The sequence below is a fragment of the Vibrio sp. Y176 genome (assembly GCF_033438945.1).
Genome location: NZ_JAWOQS010000013.1, coordinates 45,734 through 62,359, shown reverse-complemented (window position 1 = coordinate 62,359; position 16,626 = coordinate 45,734). Strand labels below are relative to the sequence as shown.

The 16,626-nt window shown below is 46.3% G+C and carries 15 protein-coding genes; 11 read left to right on the top strand and 4 right to left on the bottom strand.

What is annotated here, in order from left to right:
• Window positions 1-215: 215 nt before the first annotated feature.
• The 4 genes from gyrB to dnaA form a co-directional block, all read right to left on the bottom strand.
• Window positions 216-2,633 (bottom strand): DNA topoisomerase (ATP-hydrolyzing) subunit B, encoded by a 2,418-nt coding sequence (gene gyrB / locus R7O13_RS21510; protein ID WP_005378841.1) that lies wholly within the window; start codon window positions 2,631-2,633, stop codon window positions 216-218.
• Window positions 2,634-2,646: 13 nt separating this feature from the next.
• On the bottom strand, window positions 2,647-3,726 hold the full coding sequence (recF, locus tag R7O13_RS21505; RefSeq protein WP_005378839.1) for a DNA replication/repair protein RecF: 1,080 nt from the start codon (window positions 3,724-3,726) through the stop codon (window positions 2,647-2,649).
• Between the two features lie 9 nt (window positions 3,727-3,735).
• On the bottom strand, window positions 3,736-4,836 hold the full coding sequence (gene dnaN / locus R7O13_RS21500; protein ID WP_005394106.1) for a DNA polymerase III subunit beta: 1,101 nt from the start codon (window positions 4,834-4,836) through the stop codon (window positions 3,736-3,738).
• A 63-nt stretch (window positions 4,837-4,899) separates the two neighbouring features.
• A complete protein-coding gene (gene dnaA / locus R7O13_RS21495; protein WP_005378835.1) occupies window positions 4,900-6,306 on the bottom strand; it encodes a chromosomal replication initiator protein DnaA in 1,407 nt (468 codons plus the stop codon).
• Between the two features lie 412 nt (window positions 6,307-6,718).
• Between dnaA and R7O13_RS21490 the strand changes: the two genes are divergently transcribed.
• The 11 genes from R7O13_RS21490 (at window position 6,719) to rsmG (ending at window position 16,616) form a co-directional block, all read left to right on the top strand.
• Window positions 6,719-7,465, top strand: coding sequence for an amino acid ABC transporter substrate-binding protein (locus R7O13_RS21490; protein WP_005378831.1), 747 nt, complete (start codon window positions 6,719-6,721; stop codon window positions 7,463-7,465).
• 114 nt (window positions 7,466-7,579) lie between these two features.
• Entirely contained in the window at window positions 7,580-8,251 is a 672-nt protein-coding gene (locus R7O13_RS21485) for an amino acid ABC transporter permease (RefSeq protein ID WP_005378829.1), read from the top strand.
• Window positions 8,248-8,985: an amino acid ABC transporter ATP-binding protein gene (locus R7O13_RS21480; RefSeq protein ID WP_005378827.1), complete on the top strand. Its 738-nt coding sequence runs from the start codon at window positions 8,248-8,250 to the stop codon at window positions 8,983-8,985. The genes R7O13_RS21485 and R7O13_RS21480 overlap by 4 nt, the downstream gene beginning before the upstream one ends.
• Before the next feature lie 242 nt (window positions 8,986-9,227).
• Complete coding sequence (rpmH, locus tag R7O13_RS21475) at window positions 9,228-9,362, top strand: 50S ribosomal protein L34 (protein WP_005378825.1); 135 nt, start codon at window positions 9,228-9,230, stop codon at window positions 9,360-9,362.
• Between the two features lie 46 nt (window positions 9,363-9,408).
• A complete protein-coding gene (gene rnpA / locus R7O13_RS21470) occupies window positions 9,409-9,732 on the top strand; it encodes a ribonuclease P protein component (protein ID WP_005394102.1) in 324 nt (107 codons plus the stop codon).
• Window positions 9,699-9,956 (top strand): membrane protein insertion efficiency factor YidD, encoded by a 258-nt coding sequence (gene yidD / locus R7O13_RS21465; RefSeq protein ID WP_005378822.1) that lies wholly within the window; start codon window positions 9,699-9,701, stop codon window positions 9,954-9,956. The genes rnpA and yidD overlap by 34 nt, the downstream gene beginning before the upstream one ends.
• A gap of 2 nt (window positions 9,957-9,958) precedes the next feature.
• Window positions 9,959-11,581, top strand: a complete 1,623-nt coding sequence (gene yidC / locus R7O13_RS21460; protein WP_005383834.1) for a membrane protein insertase YidC — start codon at window positions 9,959-9,961, stop codon at window positions 11,579-11,581.
• A 130-nt stretch (window positions 11,582-11,711) separates the two neighbouring features.
• Complete coding sequence (mnmE, locus tag R7O13_RS21455) at window positions 11,712-13,073, top strand: tRNA uridine-5-carboxymethylaminomethyl(34) synthesis GTPase MnmE (protein WP_005383836.1); 1,362 nt, start codon at window positions 11,712-11,714, stop codon at window positions 13,071-13,073.
• A 100-nt stretch (window positions 13,074-13,173) separates the two neighbouring features.
• On the top strand, window positions 13,174-13,608 hold the full coding sequence (mioC, locus tag R7O13_RS21450) for an FMN-binding protein MioC (protein WP_005378900.1): 435 nt from the start codon (window positions 13,174-13,176) through the stop codon (window positions 13,606-13,608).
• 477 nt (window positions 13,609-14,085) lie between these two features.
• Window positions 14,086-15,981 (top strand): tRNA uridine-5-carboxymethylaminomethyl(34) synthesis enzyme MnmG, encoded by a 1,896-nt coding sequence (mnmG, locus tag R7O13_RS21445; protein ID WP_005378901.1) that lies wholly within the window; start codon window positions 14,086-14,088, stop codon window positions 15,979-15,981.
• Window positions 15,981-16,616 carry a 16S rRNA (guanine(527)-N(7))-methyltransferase RsmG gene (rsmG, locus tag R7O13_RS21440; RefSeq protein WP_005378902.1) on the top strand — a complete coding sequence of 212 codons (636 nt, stop codon included), beginning with the start codon at window positions 15,981-15,983 and terminating at the stop codon, window positions 16,614-16,616. The genes mnmG and rsmG overlap by 1 nt, the downstream gene beginning before the upstream one ends.
• Window positions 16,617-16,626: the final 10 nt, after the last annotated feature.

Here is a 16,626-nt window from a genome sequence, read left to right as displayed (position 1 = left end):
GCACTATAGCGAGCAGAAAAAAGAAAGCAAAAACGCTCAAGCGAACAAAATGGCGAGAAAAAAAGAAAACAGAAATAAAATGGCAGGCTTGATCGGGTTGTTGGCAGTTAGTACCAGAAAAACATCCGCTTTAGCAGAAAGTGGCGATTTTAGCTGGTGGTAAAACAAAAAAAGCAGCGATTTCTCGCTGCTTTTTACTATCACGAACAGTGTCGTTATACGTCTAGGTTCGCTACTTTCAGTGCGTTCTCTTCGATGAAGTTACGACGAGGTTCTACTTGGTCACCCATTAGCGTAGTGAACAGTTGATCTGCACCTACCGCATCTTCAATCGTTACCTGCATCATACGACGAGTTTCTGGGTCCATGGTGGTTTCCCAAAGTTGGTCTGGGTTCATCTCACCTAGACCTTTGTAGCGCTGACGGCTTAAGCCACGCATTGACTCTTTCACTAACCAGTCAAGCGCTTCTGCAAAGTTTGCCACTGGCATAGTACGCTCACCACGTTTGATGTACGCGCCTTCTTCCAGAAGTCCATCAAGTGCTTCTGATAGATCAGCCAACTTGCCGTACTCTTTCGAGTTTAGGAAGTCGATGCTAATTGCATGTTCGTGCGTCACGCCGTGAGTACGAACCACAATCTTAGGCAAGTTTAAGCCTAGCTCTTCGTGCTGCTCAACTTCGTAGCTGTACTGGCTTGCACCCACTTCTTTCGCATTCAGCTGTTCAATAAGCTGCTTCGTCCAAGCTTCCACAACTGATGCGTCATGGCATTGCTCTGGCGTTAGGCGAGGAGTGTAAATCAACTCGTTTACCAAAGCACTTGGGTAGCGACGGCTCATACGTTCCGCCAGTTTAATACCCGCATTGTACTGTTGAACAAGCTTCTCTAGTGCTTCACCTGCCAATGCTGGTGCTTCTGCGTTTACGTGTAGCGATGCATTATCCAGAGCTAATGATACTTGGTATTGGTTCATCGCTTCTTCATCTTTGATGTACTGCTCCTGTTTGCCTTTTTTCACTTTGTATAGTGGTGGCTGAGCGATGTACACGTAACCACGCTCGATAAGCTCTGGCATTTGACGGTAGAAGAAGGTCAATAGTAGCGTACGGATGTGCGAACCATCGACATCGGCATCGGTCATGATGATGATGTTGTGGTAACGCAGCTTGTCCGGGTTGTACTCGTCACGACCGATACCACAACCAAGTGCAGTGATCAGCGTTGCTACTTCTTGCGAAGACAGCATCTTGTCGAAACGCGCTTTTTCTACGTTAAGAATCTTACCTTTTAGCGGTAGGATTGCTTGGTTCTTACGGTTACGGCCTTGTTTTGCGGAGCCGCCTGCCGAATCACCCTCCACTATGTATAGTTCAGAGAGTGCCGGATCTTTTTCCTGACAGTCTGCAAGTTTACCTGGAAGGCCAGCTAGGTCTAGTGCACCTTTACGGCGCGTCATTTCACGAGCTTTACGCGCTGCTTCACGAGCACGTGCTGCATCGATGATTTTCGAACAAACCATCTTCGCTTCTGTCGGGTTCTCAATCAGGAACTCAGACAGTTTTTCACCCATTGCAGACTCAACAGCTGATTTCACTTCAGAAGAAACCAGTTTGTCTTTTGTTTGGCTTGAGAACTTAGGATCAGGCACTTTCACCGAAACAACCGCAGTTAGACCTTCACGCGCATCGTCGCCTGAAGTCGCTGTTTTCGCTTTCTTCGAGAAACCTTCTTTATCCATAAAGCTGTTCAATGTACGTGTTAGCGCAGCACGGAAACCAGCAAGGTGAGTACCACCATCACGCTGTGGGATATTGTTGGTAAAGCAGAAGATATTCTCTTGGAAACCATCGTTCCATTGCATCGCCACTTCAACTGAAATGCCGTCTTCACGCTCAGAGTTAAAGTGGAAGATTTTTTCGATGATTGGCGTTTTGTTGGTGTTTAGGTGATCAACGAACGCTTGAATACCACCTTCATACATGAAGTGATCATGTTTGTCCGCTTCACGTTCATCAACCAATTTGATCGACACACCAGAGTTCAGGAATGACAGTTCACGCAGGCGTTTCGCCAGAATGTCATAGTGGAACTCAGTGTTAGAGAACGTTTCGGCACTTGGCCAGAAACGAATTTGTGTACCGGTTTTATCCGTATCACCCACAACGGCTAGTGGCGCTTGAGGCTCACCATGGCGGTAGGTTTGCGTATGGATATGGCCACCACGATGAATCGTTAGCTCAACTTTCTCTGATAGTGCGTTTACTACTGAAACACCTACCCCGTGAAGACCACCCGATACTTTGTATGAGTTATCGTCGAACTTACCACCCGCGTGAAGAACCGTCATGATTACTTCTGCTGCAGAGACATTTTCCTCTGAGTGGATTTCTGTTGGAATGCCACGACCATCATCGCTAACGGAAACCGAGTTATCCTCATGAATTGTCACAACGATGTCTTTACAGTGACCTGCCAACGCTTCATCAATTGAGTTATCCACCACCTCGAAAACCATGTGGTGAAGGCCGGTGCCGTCGTCCGTATCGCCGATGTACATTCCTGGACGCTTACGTACCGCATCCAGACCCTTCAGTACCTTAATACTCGATGAATCGTAATTTTCAGACATGAGTTTCTCTCTTCTAGTTTGACTCTATCCTGCCATGTTCCACATGAAACAATTTACCGTTATCGTCCAACATATCGGCGATTTGGCTTTCAGTGATAGAGCTTACAAATACTTGTGCGCCCGTCTCTTTTAAGCAGTCAGCAAGACGCTTGCGACGTTGGCTATCTAATTCCGACGCGAAGTCATCAATTAGGTAAATGCATTGTTTACCGGCCATCTCTGTCAGGTGTTGCCCTTGCGCTACACGCAATGCACACACCATGAGTTTTAATTGACCGCGTGACAGAACATCTTCAACGGGCGTTCCGTTCACTTTAATGCGCAAATCAGCTTTGTTTGGGCCACTAAAGGTGTATCCCAATGCCTGATCACGCTCAAAATTCTTTTCTAGTATCTCGTGGTATGGAGTGTCTTTATCCCAGCCACGATAATACTTCAATTGGATCTCAAATTCTGGCAAAAATGTCTGACAGATAGTTTCTGCGACGGTTTTCATCTGCTCGATGTAACTTGCTCGCCATTGGCTGATGTTTTCAGCCAATCCTGCCATTTCCTGATCCCAATAACTGAGCTCACGATAACTATTGGCGGTTTTCAACAACGCGTTGCGCTGCTTGTTCAGGCGCTTGAACCTTCCCCATGCTTGATAAAAAGCGGGCTCGGTATGAAACACGCCCCAATCAATAAACGCACGACGATGTTTAGGGCCATCTGTCAGTAAATCAAACCCTTCTGGGTGTATCAACTGCAGAGGCAGAACTTGTGCCAACTGCGCTAATTTTTGTCCAGATTGACCGCCTATTTTAACCTCTGTTGAGCCATCACGCTGCTTATTAATGCCGATAGGTAGCTCAAATTGATCCGAGTTCAAAAAACGACCATGAACAAACAGTTCGTCACACTCATTTTGTATCACTCGTCCGGTGAGAGAGCTCTTGAATGAGCGGCCATGCCCGAGCAGATAAACCGCTTCTAAGACACTGGTTTTACCGCTGCCGTTCGGCCCGATAAGAAAGTTAAAGCCTGCTGATAACTCAATATCACAGGCTTTAATGTTTCGAAACTGCTGAATGATGAGACGAGAAAGAGGCATTCAGTTGGCTTATAGACGAATTGGCATCACCACGTACATGGCACTGTCATCGTCGGCATTTTCAATCAACGCGCTAGCGTTAGCATCCGACATCGACACACGTACATTTTCACAACGCAACGTGTTCAGAACATCAAGCACATAGCTTACGTTAAAGCCGATTTCGATGGCGTCACCTTCAAAGGTTACATCAAGCATCTCTTCCGCTTCTTCTTGTTCTGGGTTATTCGCGGTTATGCGCATTTCAGTATCAGCCAGATTCACTCGCACGCCACGGAATTTTTCGTTGGAAAGAATCGCAGCACGAGAGAAGGCTTGGCGCAACTCGTCACAACTTGCTATTAGTGTCTTATTGGTGCTCTGAGGCAATACACGGCGGTAGTCAGGGAAACGACCATCAACCAACTTAGAGGTAAAAGTAAAGTTATTCACCTCAGCACGAACATTGGAGCTACCGATCTGAAGTACTACGGGCTGCTCTGGCGCATCCATCAACTTTACTAATTCTTGCACACCTTTGCGTGGCACGATGATTTGCTTCTGCGCAAAGTCCGCACCTAGCTGAGTTTGCGATACCGCCATACGGTGGCCGTCCGTCGCCACGCTGCGTAGCGTGGTGCCGTCAATTTCAAACAACATGCCGTTGAGGTAGTAACGAACGTCTTGATTCGCCATCGAGAACTGAGTTTTGTCGATCAGCGTACGTAAATCAGCTTGGCTCAGTGATACTTCCACTTCGCTTTGCCAGTCTTCAATATTAGGGAAATCGTTCGCAGGAAGCGTTGCCAATGAGAAACGGCTGCGACCAGAGCGAACTTGTACGCGATCACCTTCTAATACAAATGTGATGATCGCATCGTCCGGTAAACCACGGCAGATATCGAGAAACTTACGCGAAGGAACGGTAATGCTGCCCGCTTCAAAATCACCTTCTAGCGTCACTTTGCTTACTAACTCTACTTCAAGATCGGTTGCCGTCATCGACAATACGTTCTCTTCTACTTTAAGAAGTAGGTTACCCAGGATTGGCAGAGTTGGTCGGCCACCTAAAGCGCCCGAAACCTGCTGTAGCGGTTTGATTAAATGACTACGTTCAATGGTAAATTTCATGCTTGGCTCTTTACGCTGTCAGCTCAATAAATGATTTGCTTAGAATACCGTTATTCTAACCGATTACGAAGACAGGGTGCGAATCAAGTTAGAGTAATCTTCTTTAATGTCGTGGCTCTCTTCACGCAGCTGCTCAATCTTGCGACAAGCATGAAGTACGGTCGTATGATCGCGGCCCCCAAACGCATCGCCAATTTCAGGCAAGCTATGGTTGGTTAGTTCTTTTGCTAACGCCATAGCCAGCTGACGAGGACGCGCTACAGAACGAGAACGACGCTTAGATAGCAAGTCCGCTACTTTAATCTTGTAGTATTCCGCCACGGTCTTTTGAATGTTATCGATCGTCACCAGCTTCTCTTGTAGAGCAAGCAGATCGCGCAGCGCTTCACGAACAAAATCAATCGTAATTGGACGACCAGTAAAGTTCGCGTTCGCGATAACACGGTTCAGTGCACCTTCGAGCTCACGAACGTTCGAACGCAGACGCTTGGCAATAAAGAATGCCACTTCATCAGCAAGGTGGATTTGGTGATCTTCGGCTTTTTTCATCAAGATCGCCACACGCGTTTCAAGCTCAGGTGGCTCGATCGCAACAGTAAGACCCCAACCAAAGCGAGATTTAAGACGATCTTCAACGCCATTAATTTCTTTAGGATAACGGTCAGACGTTAGAATGATCTGCTGATTACCTTCCAATAGTGCGTTGAAGGTATGGAAGAATTCTTCTTGTGAACGTTCTTTATTAGCAAAGAATTGGATGTCATCGATAAGGAGCGCATCCACGCTGCGGTAGTAGCGTTTGAATTCTTCAATCGCATTGTTTTGCAGCGCTTTTACCATGTCTTGCACAAAACGTTCTGAGTGCATGTAGACCACTTTTGCGTTCGGGTTGTTATCCACAATCGCGTTGCCCACCGCATGCAACAAGTGCGTTTTACCCAAGCCCGTGCCGCCGTATAGGAACAGCGGGTTGTATGCTGCACCAGGATTATCCGATACCTGACGCGCCGCAGCCAAACCCAGTTGGTTCGACTTACCTTCAACAAAGTTATCGAACTTGTGTTTTGGGTTCATGTTTGAGCGGTGATTGATAGCCGCAATCGCTTGAGCGTCGTCATCCCAGGTTTTGTGTACTGGCTTACGCGCCTGTAATTGCGCAGGTGCAGATGACTCGGCAGCCACATCTGCAGGCGTACGTGTCGGCGCTGGTTTTGGTGCAGAGACAGGTCGGCTCCCCACTTCAAAACGTAAGTTAGGAATATCGCCACCGCAGTATTCCTGCAGTAAGCGAGTAATATTGTTCAGATACTTATCACGCACCCAGTCCAACACAAAGCGGTTTGGCGCGAATAGAGTGAGAGTATTGTCATTGAGCTCCGCTTGTAGCGGACGAACCCACATGCTGAATTCTGTAGCTGGTAGCTCTTCTTGAAGCTGCTGCAAACATTGCAGCCAAAGCGAAGATGACACGGTGCCCCCACTGAGTAATTGAATTATCGGAAAAGACTGGCAATTTTACCTGTTGATAACCAAGATCGCCAGCGATTGATCGACGTTCCAGTGAATAAGATCCAAGTTATTCACAATTATTTCTGCAAACTTGATGAGATCAACACACCTTGCCCCAAATTTGCCCACACAACGATCCACAATTGGGCAAAATTAACAAGATCGAGCGATTGGTGATAAGTCTGTGTATTATTTTATTCCCAATGCTGATTTTGTCGATCATTTCGCTAGGTTCAGTTCGCATTTTCGTCACATTTAACATTCTTCTTCTATTATCTAATAACTCACAGGTCTAGGTTATTGCTCTTGGTTATTTATTTAATTGAGCTAACTAACAGTAGTATTTCCAACCATAAAATTATGGAGATGTATTATGAAAAACTGGATTAAGGTTGCCGTTGCAGCCATTGCACTGTCGGCAGCAACCGTACAAGCCGCTACTGAAGTCAAAGTTGGTATGTCAGGTCGCTACTTCCCGTTTACTTTTGTAAAGCAAGACAAGCTACAAGGCTTTGAAGTCGACATGTGGGATGAAATCGGTAAACGTAACGATTACAAAATCGAATACGTAACAGCCAACTTCTCTGGTTTATTTGGTCTTTTAGAAACTGGTCGTATCGATACGATCTCCAACCAAATCACCATGACTGATGAGCGTAAAGCTAAATACCTATTTGCTGACCCTTACGTTGTAGATGGCGCACAAATTACCGTGCGTAAAGGCAACGACAGCATCAAAGGTGTTGACGATCTTGCGGGCAAAACCGTTGCGGTGAACCTAGGCTCTAACTTTGAGCAACTGCTGCGTCAATACGACAAAGACGGCAAGATCAACATTAAAACGTACGACACAGGTATCGAACATGACGTGGCGCTCGGTCGTGCAGACGCGTTTGTAATGGATCGTCTTTCTGCGTTAGAGCTGATTAAGAAAACTGGCCTTCCTCTGGAATTGGCAGGCGAACCGTTTGAGACAATTCAAAACGCATGGCCTTTCGTTGACAACGAGAAAGGTCGTAAGCTGCAAGAAGAAGTAAACAAAGCACTGGCTGAGATGCGCGCAGATGGTACAGTAGAGAAAATTTCCGTGAAGTGGTTTGGCGCTGACATCACGAAATAAGAACTCTTTGTACTTTAGGCCGCAAAGTGGTATCACTCTCGGACTAAAATAAACTTACGTAAAGGTGGAACTTGTTTTCCACCTTTTCTTTTCTCTAGCCTTTAGGTAAGCCGTATGGGATTTGACTTTAATTACATGTTGGAACTGCTGCCGATATTGCTGAAATATCTTGGCACAACCATGGAAATGGCGACATGGGGATTGGTGTTTTCGCTGATTTTATCCGTCATTTTAGCCAATATTCGCGTATTTAAACTGCCAGTTCTGGATCAATTAAGCCAACTGTACATCAGCTTCTTCCGTGGCACCCCACTGTTGGTTCAGCTTTTCCTGCTTTACTACGGCTTACCGCAAATTTTTCCATTGATGGTCGGTATCGACGCCTTTTCAGCAGCGGTGATCGGTTTAACGCTGCACTTTGCCGCTTATATGGCGGAAAGTATTCGTGCCGCCATTATTGGCATTGATCGCAGCCAAATGGAAGCGAGCTTATCGGTCGGTATGACGACATCCCAAGCAATGCGCCGAGTGATTTTACCTCAAGCAACGCGTGTCGCACTGCCTTCATTGATGAACTATTTCATCGATATGATCAAGTCAACGTCTCTCGCTTTCACGCTTGGTGTGGCCGAAATCATGGCGAAAGCACAGATGGAAGCCTCATCAAGTTTCCGTTTCTTTGAAGCTTTCCTTGCGGTTGCTCTTATTTACTGGGGCGTGGTGGTAATTCTGACTCGCGTACAAATCTGGGCAGAAGCAAAACTGAATAAGGCGTACGTACGATGATTAAGTTAGAAAATATTCACAAACGTTTTGGTGAGACTGAAGTGCTGAAAGGCATCGACCTCGATATTAAGCAAGGTGAGATCATCGTGATTATCGGCTCAAGTGGAACGGGTAAATCAACCTTGCTGCGTACGGTGAACTTTCTAGAGCAGGCAGATGAAGGTCGTATCACGATAGATGACATCTCCGTTGATACTCAAAAACACACTAAAGCCGAAGTATTAGCGCTGCGTCGTCGAACTGGCTTTGTGTTCCAAAACTATGCCCTGTTTGCCCACATGAATGCGCGCCAGAACATTGCCGAAGGTCTAGTGACCGTTCGAGGCTGGAAAAAAGCCGATGCTCTCAAACGAGCGCAACAAATTCTGGATGACATCGGCCTTGGGGATAAAGGCGATAGTTATCCAGCGGCATTGTCTGGCGGCCAACAACAACGTGTGGGTATCGGCCGAGCGATGGCGCTGCAACCAGAACTGCTGTTGTTTGACGAACCAACTTCTGCGCTGGATCCTGAATGGGTCGGTGAAGTTCTCTCATTAATGAAGAAGTTAGCTAATCAGCATCAAACCATGCTGGTGGTGACGCACGAGATGCAATTCGCGAAAGAAGTCGCTGATAGAGTGATCTTCATGGCGGAAGGCAATATCGTTGAGCAAGGTTCTCCACAGGATATCTTCGATAATCCACAAGATCCTCGTTTGAAAAAATTCCTTAACCAAGTAGGAATAGAGTAACGATCAAGCATCAGGATCGATTGATCCTTGAGATTTTACTCACACTACGTATAATCGCCCGGCCGGAATTTCGTACTCATTGAGTCATTGACACATTATGTGAGTGTGATTACAATTCCGCCTCTTTGTTGAGAGGCGTCGGTTGTCCTTCTCTATATAAAGAGCTTCTTTATATAAGAAAGCAAATACCCACGCCGGGTTTAACAAGAACCTAAAACTACTGATCAGTAAAGGTAATTATCATGAAACGCACTTTTCAACCTACAGTTCTAAAGCGCAAGCGTACTCACGGCTTCCGTGCTCGCATGGCAACTAAGAACGGTCGTAAAGTTATCAACGCACGTCGTGCAAAAGGCCGTGCGCGCCTATCAAAATAATCGCTAGTTTATTTTGAACACGTACGCGTTTAATCGGGAGTTACGTTTGTTAACTCCCGAGCATTATCAAAACGTCTTCCAGCAAGCTCATCGAGCTGGCTCGCCTCATTTCACCATCATTGCTCGCAATAACAAACTTTCTCACCCACGATTAGGTTTAGCGGTTCCCAAAAAGCAAATCAAAACGGCTGTCGGTCGTAACCGATTTAAGCGTTTGGCTCGTGAAAGCTTTCGTAACAATCAACATCAGCTTCCAAACAAAGATTTTGTTGTGATTGCGAAGAAAAGCGCGCAAGATTTAAGCAATGAGGAAATTTTTAAGTTGTTTGATAAGCTATGGCAACGCCTGTCTCGCCCTTCACGTGGATAGCCATTGGGCTCGTTTATCTGTATCGCTGGTTTATCAGCCCTTTGATTGGTCCTCGTTGCCGGTTCACACCAACCTGTTCCACTTACGCGCTAGAAGCTTTGAGAGCTCACGGTTTTGTAAAAGGATGTTGGTTATCAGGCAAACGTCTATTAAAATGCCACCCTTTGAATGAAGGGGGGTATGACCCCGTTCCACCAGTCCAAAAACAAGACAGAGATAACTAACGATGGATTCTCAACGTAATATCCTGCTCATCGGTTTGGCCCTGGTTTCTTTTTTGCTGTTTCAACAATGGCAAGTTGCAAAGAATCCAGAACCTCAAGCAGTTGAACAGGCTCAATCAAGCAGCACTCTACCTGCACCATCTTTTGCTGATGAACTTGACCCAGTTCCTGGTCAACAGCAAGCTTCTGCAAAAACTATCACAGTAACGACTGATGTTTTAACTCTGTCGATCGACACCGTTGGTGGCGATGTGGTACATGCCAACCTTAACGAATACTCTGCTGAGTTAGATTCATCAGATTCCTTTGTTCTGCTTAAAGACGCTCAAGGTCACCAATTTATCGCTCAAAGCGGTCTAGTGGGCCCTCAAGGTATCGACTTGAGCAGCACAAATCGCCCTCACTACAACGTAAGTGCAGACAGCTTCACAATGGCTGACGGTCAAGATGAACTTCGCGTTCCGATGACATTCACTGCAAACGGTATCGAATACACCAAAACTTACATCTTTAAACGCGGCAGCTACGCGCTTAATGTTGAATACGATGTAGTGAACAACTCAGGCAACAACGCAACATTTGGTATGTACGCTCACCTACGTCAAAACCTAATGGACGATGGTGGTAGCATCACAATGCCTACTTACCGTGGTGGCGCATACTCAACAGAAGATACGCGTTACAAGAAGTACAGCTTTGATGATATGCAGGATCGCAACCTGTCTCTTAACCTAGCCGATGGCCAAGGTTGGGCAGCAATGATTCAGCACTACTTTGCCGCAGCTTGGATCCCACGTAACGAACCAGGTACTAACCTATACACTCGTGTAATTGGCAACCTCGGCGACATCGGCGTTCGTATGCCGAACAAAACTATCGCAACAGGCGATCAGGCTAAGTTTGAAGCAACACTTTGGGTTGGTCCAAAACTGCAAGATGAAATGGCAGAAGTGGCACCTAACCTAGACCTAGTAGTGGACTACGGCTGGTTATGGTTCATTGCGAAGCCTCTTCATATGTTGCTTTCATTCATCCAGAGCTTTGTTGGCAACTGGGGTGTGGCAATCATCTGTCTGACCTTCATCGTTCGTGGTGCAATGTACCCACTAACAAAAGCGCAATACACGTCTATGGCGAAAATGCGTATGCTTCAGCCTAAGCTGCAAGCTATGCGTGAGCGCATCGGTGATGACCGTCAGCGCATGAGCCAAGAAATGATGGAACTGTACAAGAAAGAGAAAGTGAACCCACTAGGTGGCTGTTTACCTCTTATCCTACAGATGCCTATTTTCATCGCACTATACTGGGCACTAATGGAATCGGTTGAGCTACGTCACTCTCCATTCTTCGGTTGGATTCATGACCTTTCAGCGCAGGACCCTTACTACATCCTGCCGCTACTGATGGGTGCGTCTATGTTCCTAATCCAGAAGATGAGCCCGACAACAGTAACGGATCCAATGCAGCAGAAGATCATGACCTTTATGCCGGTTATGTTTACCTTCTTCTTCTTGTTCTTCCCATCAGGTCTCGTTCTGTACTGGTTGGTGTCGAACATCGTAACGCTTATCCAGCAAACTCTGATCTACAAAGGATTAGAGAAAAAAGGCTTACACAGCAAGTAACCTTTTAGGAAATGATTGAGAAAGGCGGCCAAAAGGTCGCCTTTTTGTTTTTGGCTGATTACAATTCAGCTAATTAATTGTGATGGCTCCCTAGGTATCTTCCCTATAGCCCAGCTCAAAAGGCAAAATTATGACTACAGATACGATTGTCGCTCAAGCGACCGCGCCTGGTCGTGGCGGTGTCGGTATTATTCGAGTTTCTGGCCCTAAAGCCAACCAAGTGGCGTTAGAAGTCACTGGCAAAACACTAAAGCCCCGCTACGCAGAGTACCTGCCGTTTAAGTCAGAAGATGGCACTGTGCTTGATCAGGGCATCGCACTGTACTTCCCTAACCCGCACTCATTTACAGGTGAAGACGTACTTGAGCTGCAAGGCCATGGCGGCCCTGTCGTGATGGATATGCTGATAAAACGTATTCTAGGTATAGATGGTATTCGAGCAGCTCGTCCTGGTGAGTTCTCTGAGCGCGCATTTCTGAACGATAAACTCGACCTAGCTCAAGCCGAAGCGATTGCAGACCTCATTGATGCCAGTTCTGAAGAAGCCGCAAAATCGGCGCTGCAATCCTTACAGGGCGCATTTTCAGGCCGTATTAATACCTTAGTTGAGTCGCTGATTCATTTGCGTATCTATGTTGAAGCAGCCATCGACTTCCCTGAAGAAGAGATCGACTTTTTGGCCGACGGTAAAGTGGCTGGTGACCTACAAGCCATCATCGACAACCTAGATGCGGTGCGCAAAGAAGCTAACCAAGGCGCTATTATGCGTGAAGGGATGAAAGTCGTGATTGCGGGTCGTCCAAATGCGGGCAAATCAAGCCTACTAAACGCACTATCGGGTAAAGAGTCTGCAATCGTAACCGACATCGCAGGAACCACGCGTGATGTACTGCGTGAGCACATCCATATTGATGGCATGCCACTACACATCATTGATACAGCAGGTTTGCGTGATGCTTCCGATGAAGTAGAGAAAATCGGTATCGAACGTGCGTGGGATGAAATAGCCCAAGCAGACCGCGTGTTGTTCATGGTGGATGGCACAACAACCGATGCCACCGATCCGAAAGATATCTGGCCAGATTTTGTGGATCGCCTACCAGACAACATTGGCATAACTGTGATCCGTAATAAAGCGGATCAAACGGGTGAAGATATGGGGATCTGCCACGTCAATAACCCTACTCTTATCCGTTTGTCAGCGAAGACTGGTGCAGGGGTTGAAGCTCTGCGCGATCATCTCAAGGAGTGTATGGGCTTCTCTGGCAACAGTGAAGGTGGGTTTATGGCTCGTCGTCGTCATCTCGATGCATTAGAGCGTGCCGCACAGCACCTTCAAATAGGCCAGGAGCAGCTTGAAGGCTATATGGCAGGTGAAATATTGGCTGAAGAGCTACGCATCACCCAACAACATCTCAATGAGATTACCGGTGAGTTCAGTTCTGACGACTTACTGGGACGAATCTTCTCTTCATTCTGTATCGGGAAGTAAATAATCGAACGCGCGGTGCTGAGCTTAACTCACACCGCGTTTCTTTTTGTACGGCAAGCCATCCATGAGCTTTAGCCGTCGCATTCAATAAGGAAGAAGTATGATCCACATTATTACAGGCAGCACGTTAGGTGGCGCAGAATACGTAGGGGATCACCTGAGTGATCTACTCAACGAGAATGGATTTGAAACAACGATCCACAACCAGCCTTCCCTCAGTGATATCGAAAATCAAGGTACGTGGTTGGTGATCACCTCTACACATGGAGCTGGTGAGTATCCTGATAATATCCAACCTTTTATCGCAGCATTACAAAATACACCGCCAAAAATGACTGATGTAAAATTTGCGGTGATTGCGATTGGTGACTCTAGCTACGATACGTTCTGTGCCGCTGGTCAACACGCTTATGATTTATTAGAGGATATTGGTGCAACCCCTCTCGCAGATTGCTTTAAAATCGATGTACTGAGCCATGATGTGCCAGAAGACGCCGCAGAGATGTGGTTAAAAGAGAATATCGAACGTTTTTAAACTCACGACTTTCCCTTCAACAGAGTCGAAATTCGGCTCTGTTTTCTCCCATGTGAATAACTCCCACCAAATTATTTTGTTTAACCGCTCAAAAACCAACCAAACAGACTGTGGATAACTACAATAAGATCCAGTGATTTTCCTTTAGTTATCCCAATAACAACTTTGATCAATTTTATCCCCTGTGCATAACTGCCACTTTTGATCCCAGGTAATCCTCGATCTGATCCAATCATGATCACAAGATATGATCCAAAGAAGATCCATGATCTTGTTGATCATTTTTAGGTTATCCACAGAAACGGTCGATCCTAATAGTAGATCTAATAAAAGATCATATATATAGATCTTATATATATTTATCTTGAAGCTTAAAACGGATAAAACGAGAAAACGTTTTTCTCTCTGGCATAAAGCAGGTAAAATACGGCTCCTTTATCTGTCCATTAAATCCCTTTGAATACCTGAGGTCAGTTCATGCTTTATCACGAAAACTTTGACGTCATTGTTGTCGGTGGCGGACACGCAGGAACGGAAGCCGCGCTCGCATCTGCACGCACAGGACAAAAAACGCTTCTCCTTACCCATAACATCGATACATTAGGCCAGATGTCTTGTAATCCGGCGATCGGTGGTATTGGTAAAGGTCACTTAGTAAAAGAAGTAGATGCTATGGGCGGTTTGATGGCTGAAGCCATCGACCATGCAGGTATTCAGTTTCGTACACTAAATGCCTCCAAAGGTCCTGCAGTACGAGCAACTCGAGCTCAAGCCGATCGCGCTCTGTACAAAGCGTACGTTCGTAATGCATTAGAAAATGCGCCTAACTTAACGTTGTTCCAACAATCAGTTGATGATCTGATTGTTGAACAAGATCGCGCAGTTGGTGTGGTAACTCAAATGGGACTTCGCTTCCATGCAAAAGCCGTTGTGCTAACCGTGGGTACCTTCCTTGGTGGTAAGATCCACATAGGTATGGAAAGCTCGTCTGGTGGTCGTGCCGGGGATCCACCATCGATCGCATTAGCGGATCGACTGCGTGAACTGCCGTTCCGTGTGGATCGTTTAAAAACAGGTACTCCACCGCGCATTGATGCTCGTACTGTTGATTTTTCAGTGCTAGAAGCTCAGCACGGTGATAACCCAACGCCTGTATTCTCGTTCATGGGCAAACGTGAACAGCATCCGCGTCAGATTCCATGTTTCATCACCCACACCAATGAACAAACTCACGATGTGATCCGTAGTAACTTGGATCGCAGTCCAATGTACGCAGGTGTGATTGAAGGTATTGGTCCTCGTTACTGTCCGTCTATAGAAGACAAAGTGATGCGTTTCGCTGACAAAAACAGCCACCAAATCTTCATTGAGCCAGAAGGCCTAACCACGCACGAGTTATACCCTAATGGTATCTCGACCAGCTTGCCATTTGATGTGCAAGTACAAATCGTGCGCTCAATGAAAGGGTTTGAAAATGCACACATCGTTCGCCCAGGTTATGCGATTGAATATGATTTCTTCGATCCACGTGATTTGAAGCAAACGTACGAGACGAAGTTCATCCATGGTTTGTTCTTTGCTGGCCAGATTAATGGTACGACTGGCTACGAAGAAGCCGCAGCGCAAGGCTTGATGGCCGGTCTAAACGCAAGCTTGTTTAGCCAAGACAAAGAAGGCTGGAGCCCACGTCGTGACCAAGCTTACATGGGCGTGTTGATTGATGACTTATCGACCATGGGTACCAAAGAGCCGTACCGCATGTTCACTTCTCGTGCGGAATACCGCCTGCTACTTCGTGAAGATAATGCCGATTTGCGTTTAACGGAAAAAGCGCGCGAGCTAGGCTTGATTGATGATGTTCGTTGGGCTCGCTTTAACGAGAAAATCAACAATATGGAAACGGAGCGTCAGCGTTTGAAAGCAACGTGGATGAATCCGAAGTCAGAGGGTGTTGATGAGCTGAACAAGCTGCTGAAAACCCCAATGGCCCGTGAAGCGAGTGGTGAGGATCTTCTGCGTCGTCCAGAGATCACTTATTCGCAACTGACGCAACTTGAAGCGTTTGCTCCTGCACTTGAAGATCAGCAAGCGGCTGAGCAAGTTGAAATTCAAGTGAAATACGATGGTTACATCAAGCGTCAGCAGGAAGAGATCGAAAAATCACTGCGTCACGAAAATACCAAGTTACCTGCTGATTTGGATTACCGCGATGTAAAAGGTTTATCAAACGAAGTCGTTGCTAAACTGAGCGAGGCCAAACCAGAGAGCATCGGTATTGCATCACGCATTTCTGGTATTACGCCTGCTGCAATTTCTATTCTACTTGTTCACTTGAAAAAGCATGGTTTGCTGAAGAAAGGTGAGGAAGAATAATGAGCGCATTGCGAACAAAGCTGGATTCACTGATCGCGAAAACCGATTTGGAAGTGTCAGAACAGCAACGAGAGCAGTTAGTTGGTTATGTCGAACTGCTCGACAAATGGAACAAAGCGTACAATTTAACATCGGTACGTGATCCGCTTGATATGTTAGTGAAACATATTCTTGATAGTATCGTTGTAAGCGCACACCTGCCCGGTGAGCGCTTCATTGATGTTGGTACTGGTCCGGGGTTACCGGGCATCCCTTTGGCAATCATGAACCCTGAGAAAACCTTCTTTTTGCTCGACAGTCTTGGCAAACGCATCCGTTTTATCAAGCAAGTCGTGCACACATTAGGGCTTAAAAACGTGACACCAATTCAAAGTCGCGTCGAAGAATTCCAACCTGAAGAAAAATTTGATGGCGTTTTGAGTCGAGCTTTTGCTTCAATGACAGACATGGTGGAATGGTGCCACCATTTGCCGAAACAAGAGCACGGGGTGTTTCTAGCGCTGAAAGGACAGCACCCTAAAGATGAAATGGATCAGCTTCCTGAATGGTGCAGTGTGACAGAGATCATATCTTTGGCTGTTCCTGAGTTGGAAGGTGATCGTCATCTAGTAATCTTATCGCGCAAGGAAAATTAGCGAGGTAATC

Coding starts and splice junctions, on each gene's coding strand:
- gyrB (WP_005378841.1), bottom strand. CDS start 2,633: ATGTCTGAAAATTACGATTCATCGAGTATTAAGGTACTGAAGGGTCTG.
- recF (WP_005378839.1), bottom strand. CDS start 3,726: ATGCCTCTTTCTCGTCTCATCATTCAGCAGTTTCGAAACATTAAAGCC.
- dnaN (WP_005394106.1), bottom strand. CDS start 4,836: ATGAAATTTACCATTGAACGTAGTCATTTAATCAAACCGCTACAGCAG.
- R7O13_RS21490 (WP_005378831.1), top strand. CDS start 6,719: ATGAAAAACTGGATTAAGGTTGCCGTTGCAGCCATTGCACTGTCGGCA.
- R7O13_RS21485 (WP_005378829.1), top strand. CDS start 7,580: ATGGGATTTGACTTTAATTACATGTTGGAACTGCTGCCGATATTGCTG.
- R7O13_RS21480 (WP_005378827.1), top strand. CDS start 8,248: ATGATTAAGTTAGAAAATATTCACAAACGTTTTGGTGAGACTGAAGTG.
- rpmH (WP_005378825.1), top strand. CDS start 9,228: ATGAAACGCACTTTTCAACCTACAGTTCTAAAGCGCAAGCGTACTCAC.
- yidD (WP_005378822.1), top strand. CDS start 9,699: ATGGCAACGCCTGTCTCGCCCTTCACGTGGATAGCCATTGGGCTCGTT.
- yidC (WP_005383834.1), top strand. CDS start 9,959: ATGGATTCTCAACGTAATATCCTGCTCATCGGTTTGGCCCTGGTTTCT.
- mnmE (WP_005383836.1), top strand. CDS start 11,712: ATGACTACAGATACGATTGTCGCTCAAGCGACCGCGCCTGGTCGTGGC.
- mioC (WP_005378900.1), top strand. CDS start 13,174: ATGATCCACATTATTACAGGCAGCACGTTAGGTGGCGCAGAATACGTA.
- mnmG (WP_005378901.1), top strand. CDS start 14,086: ATGCTTTATCACGAAAACTTTGACGTCATTGTTGTCGGTGGCGGACAC.
- rsmG (WP_005378902.1), top strand. CDS start 15,981: ATGAGCGCATTGCGAACAAAGCTGGATTCACTGATCGCGAAAACCGAT.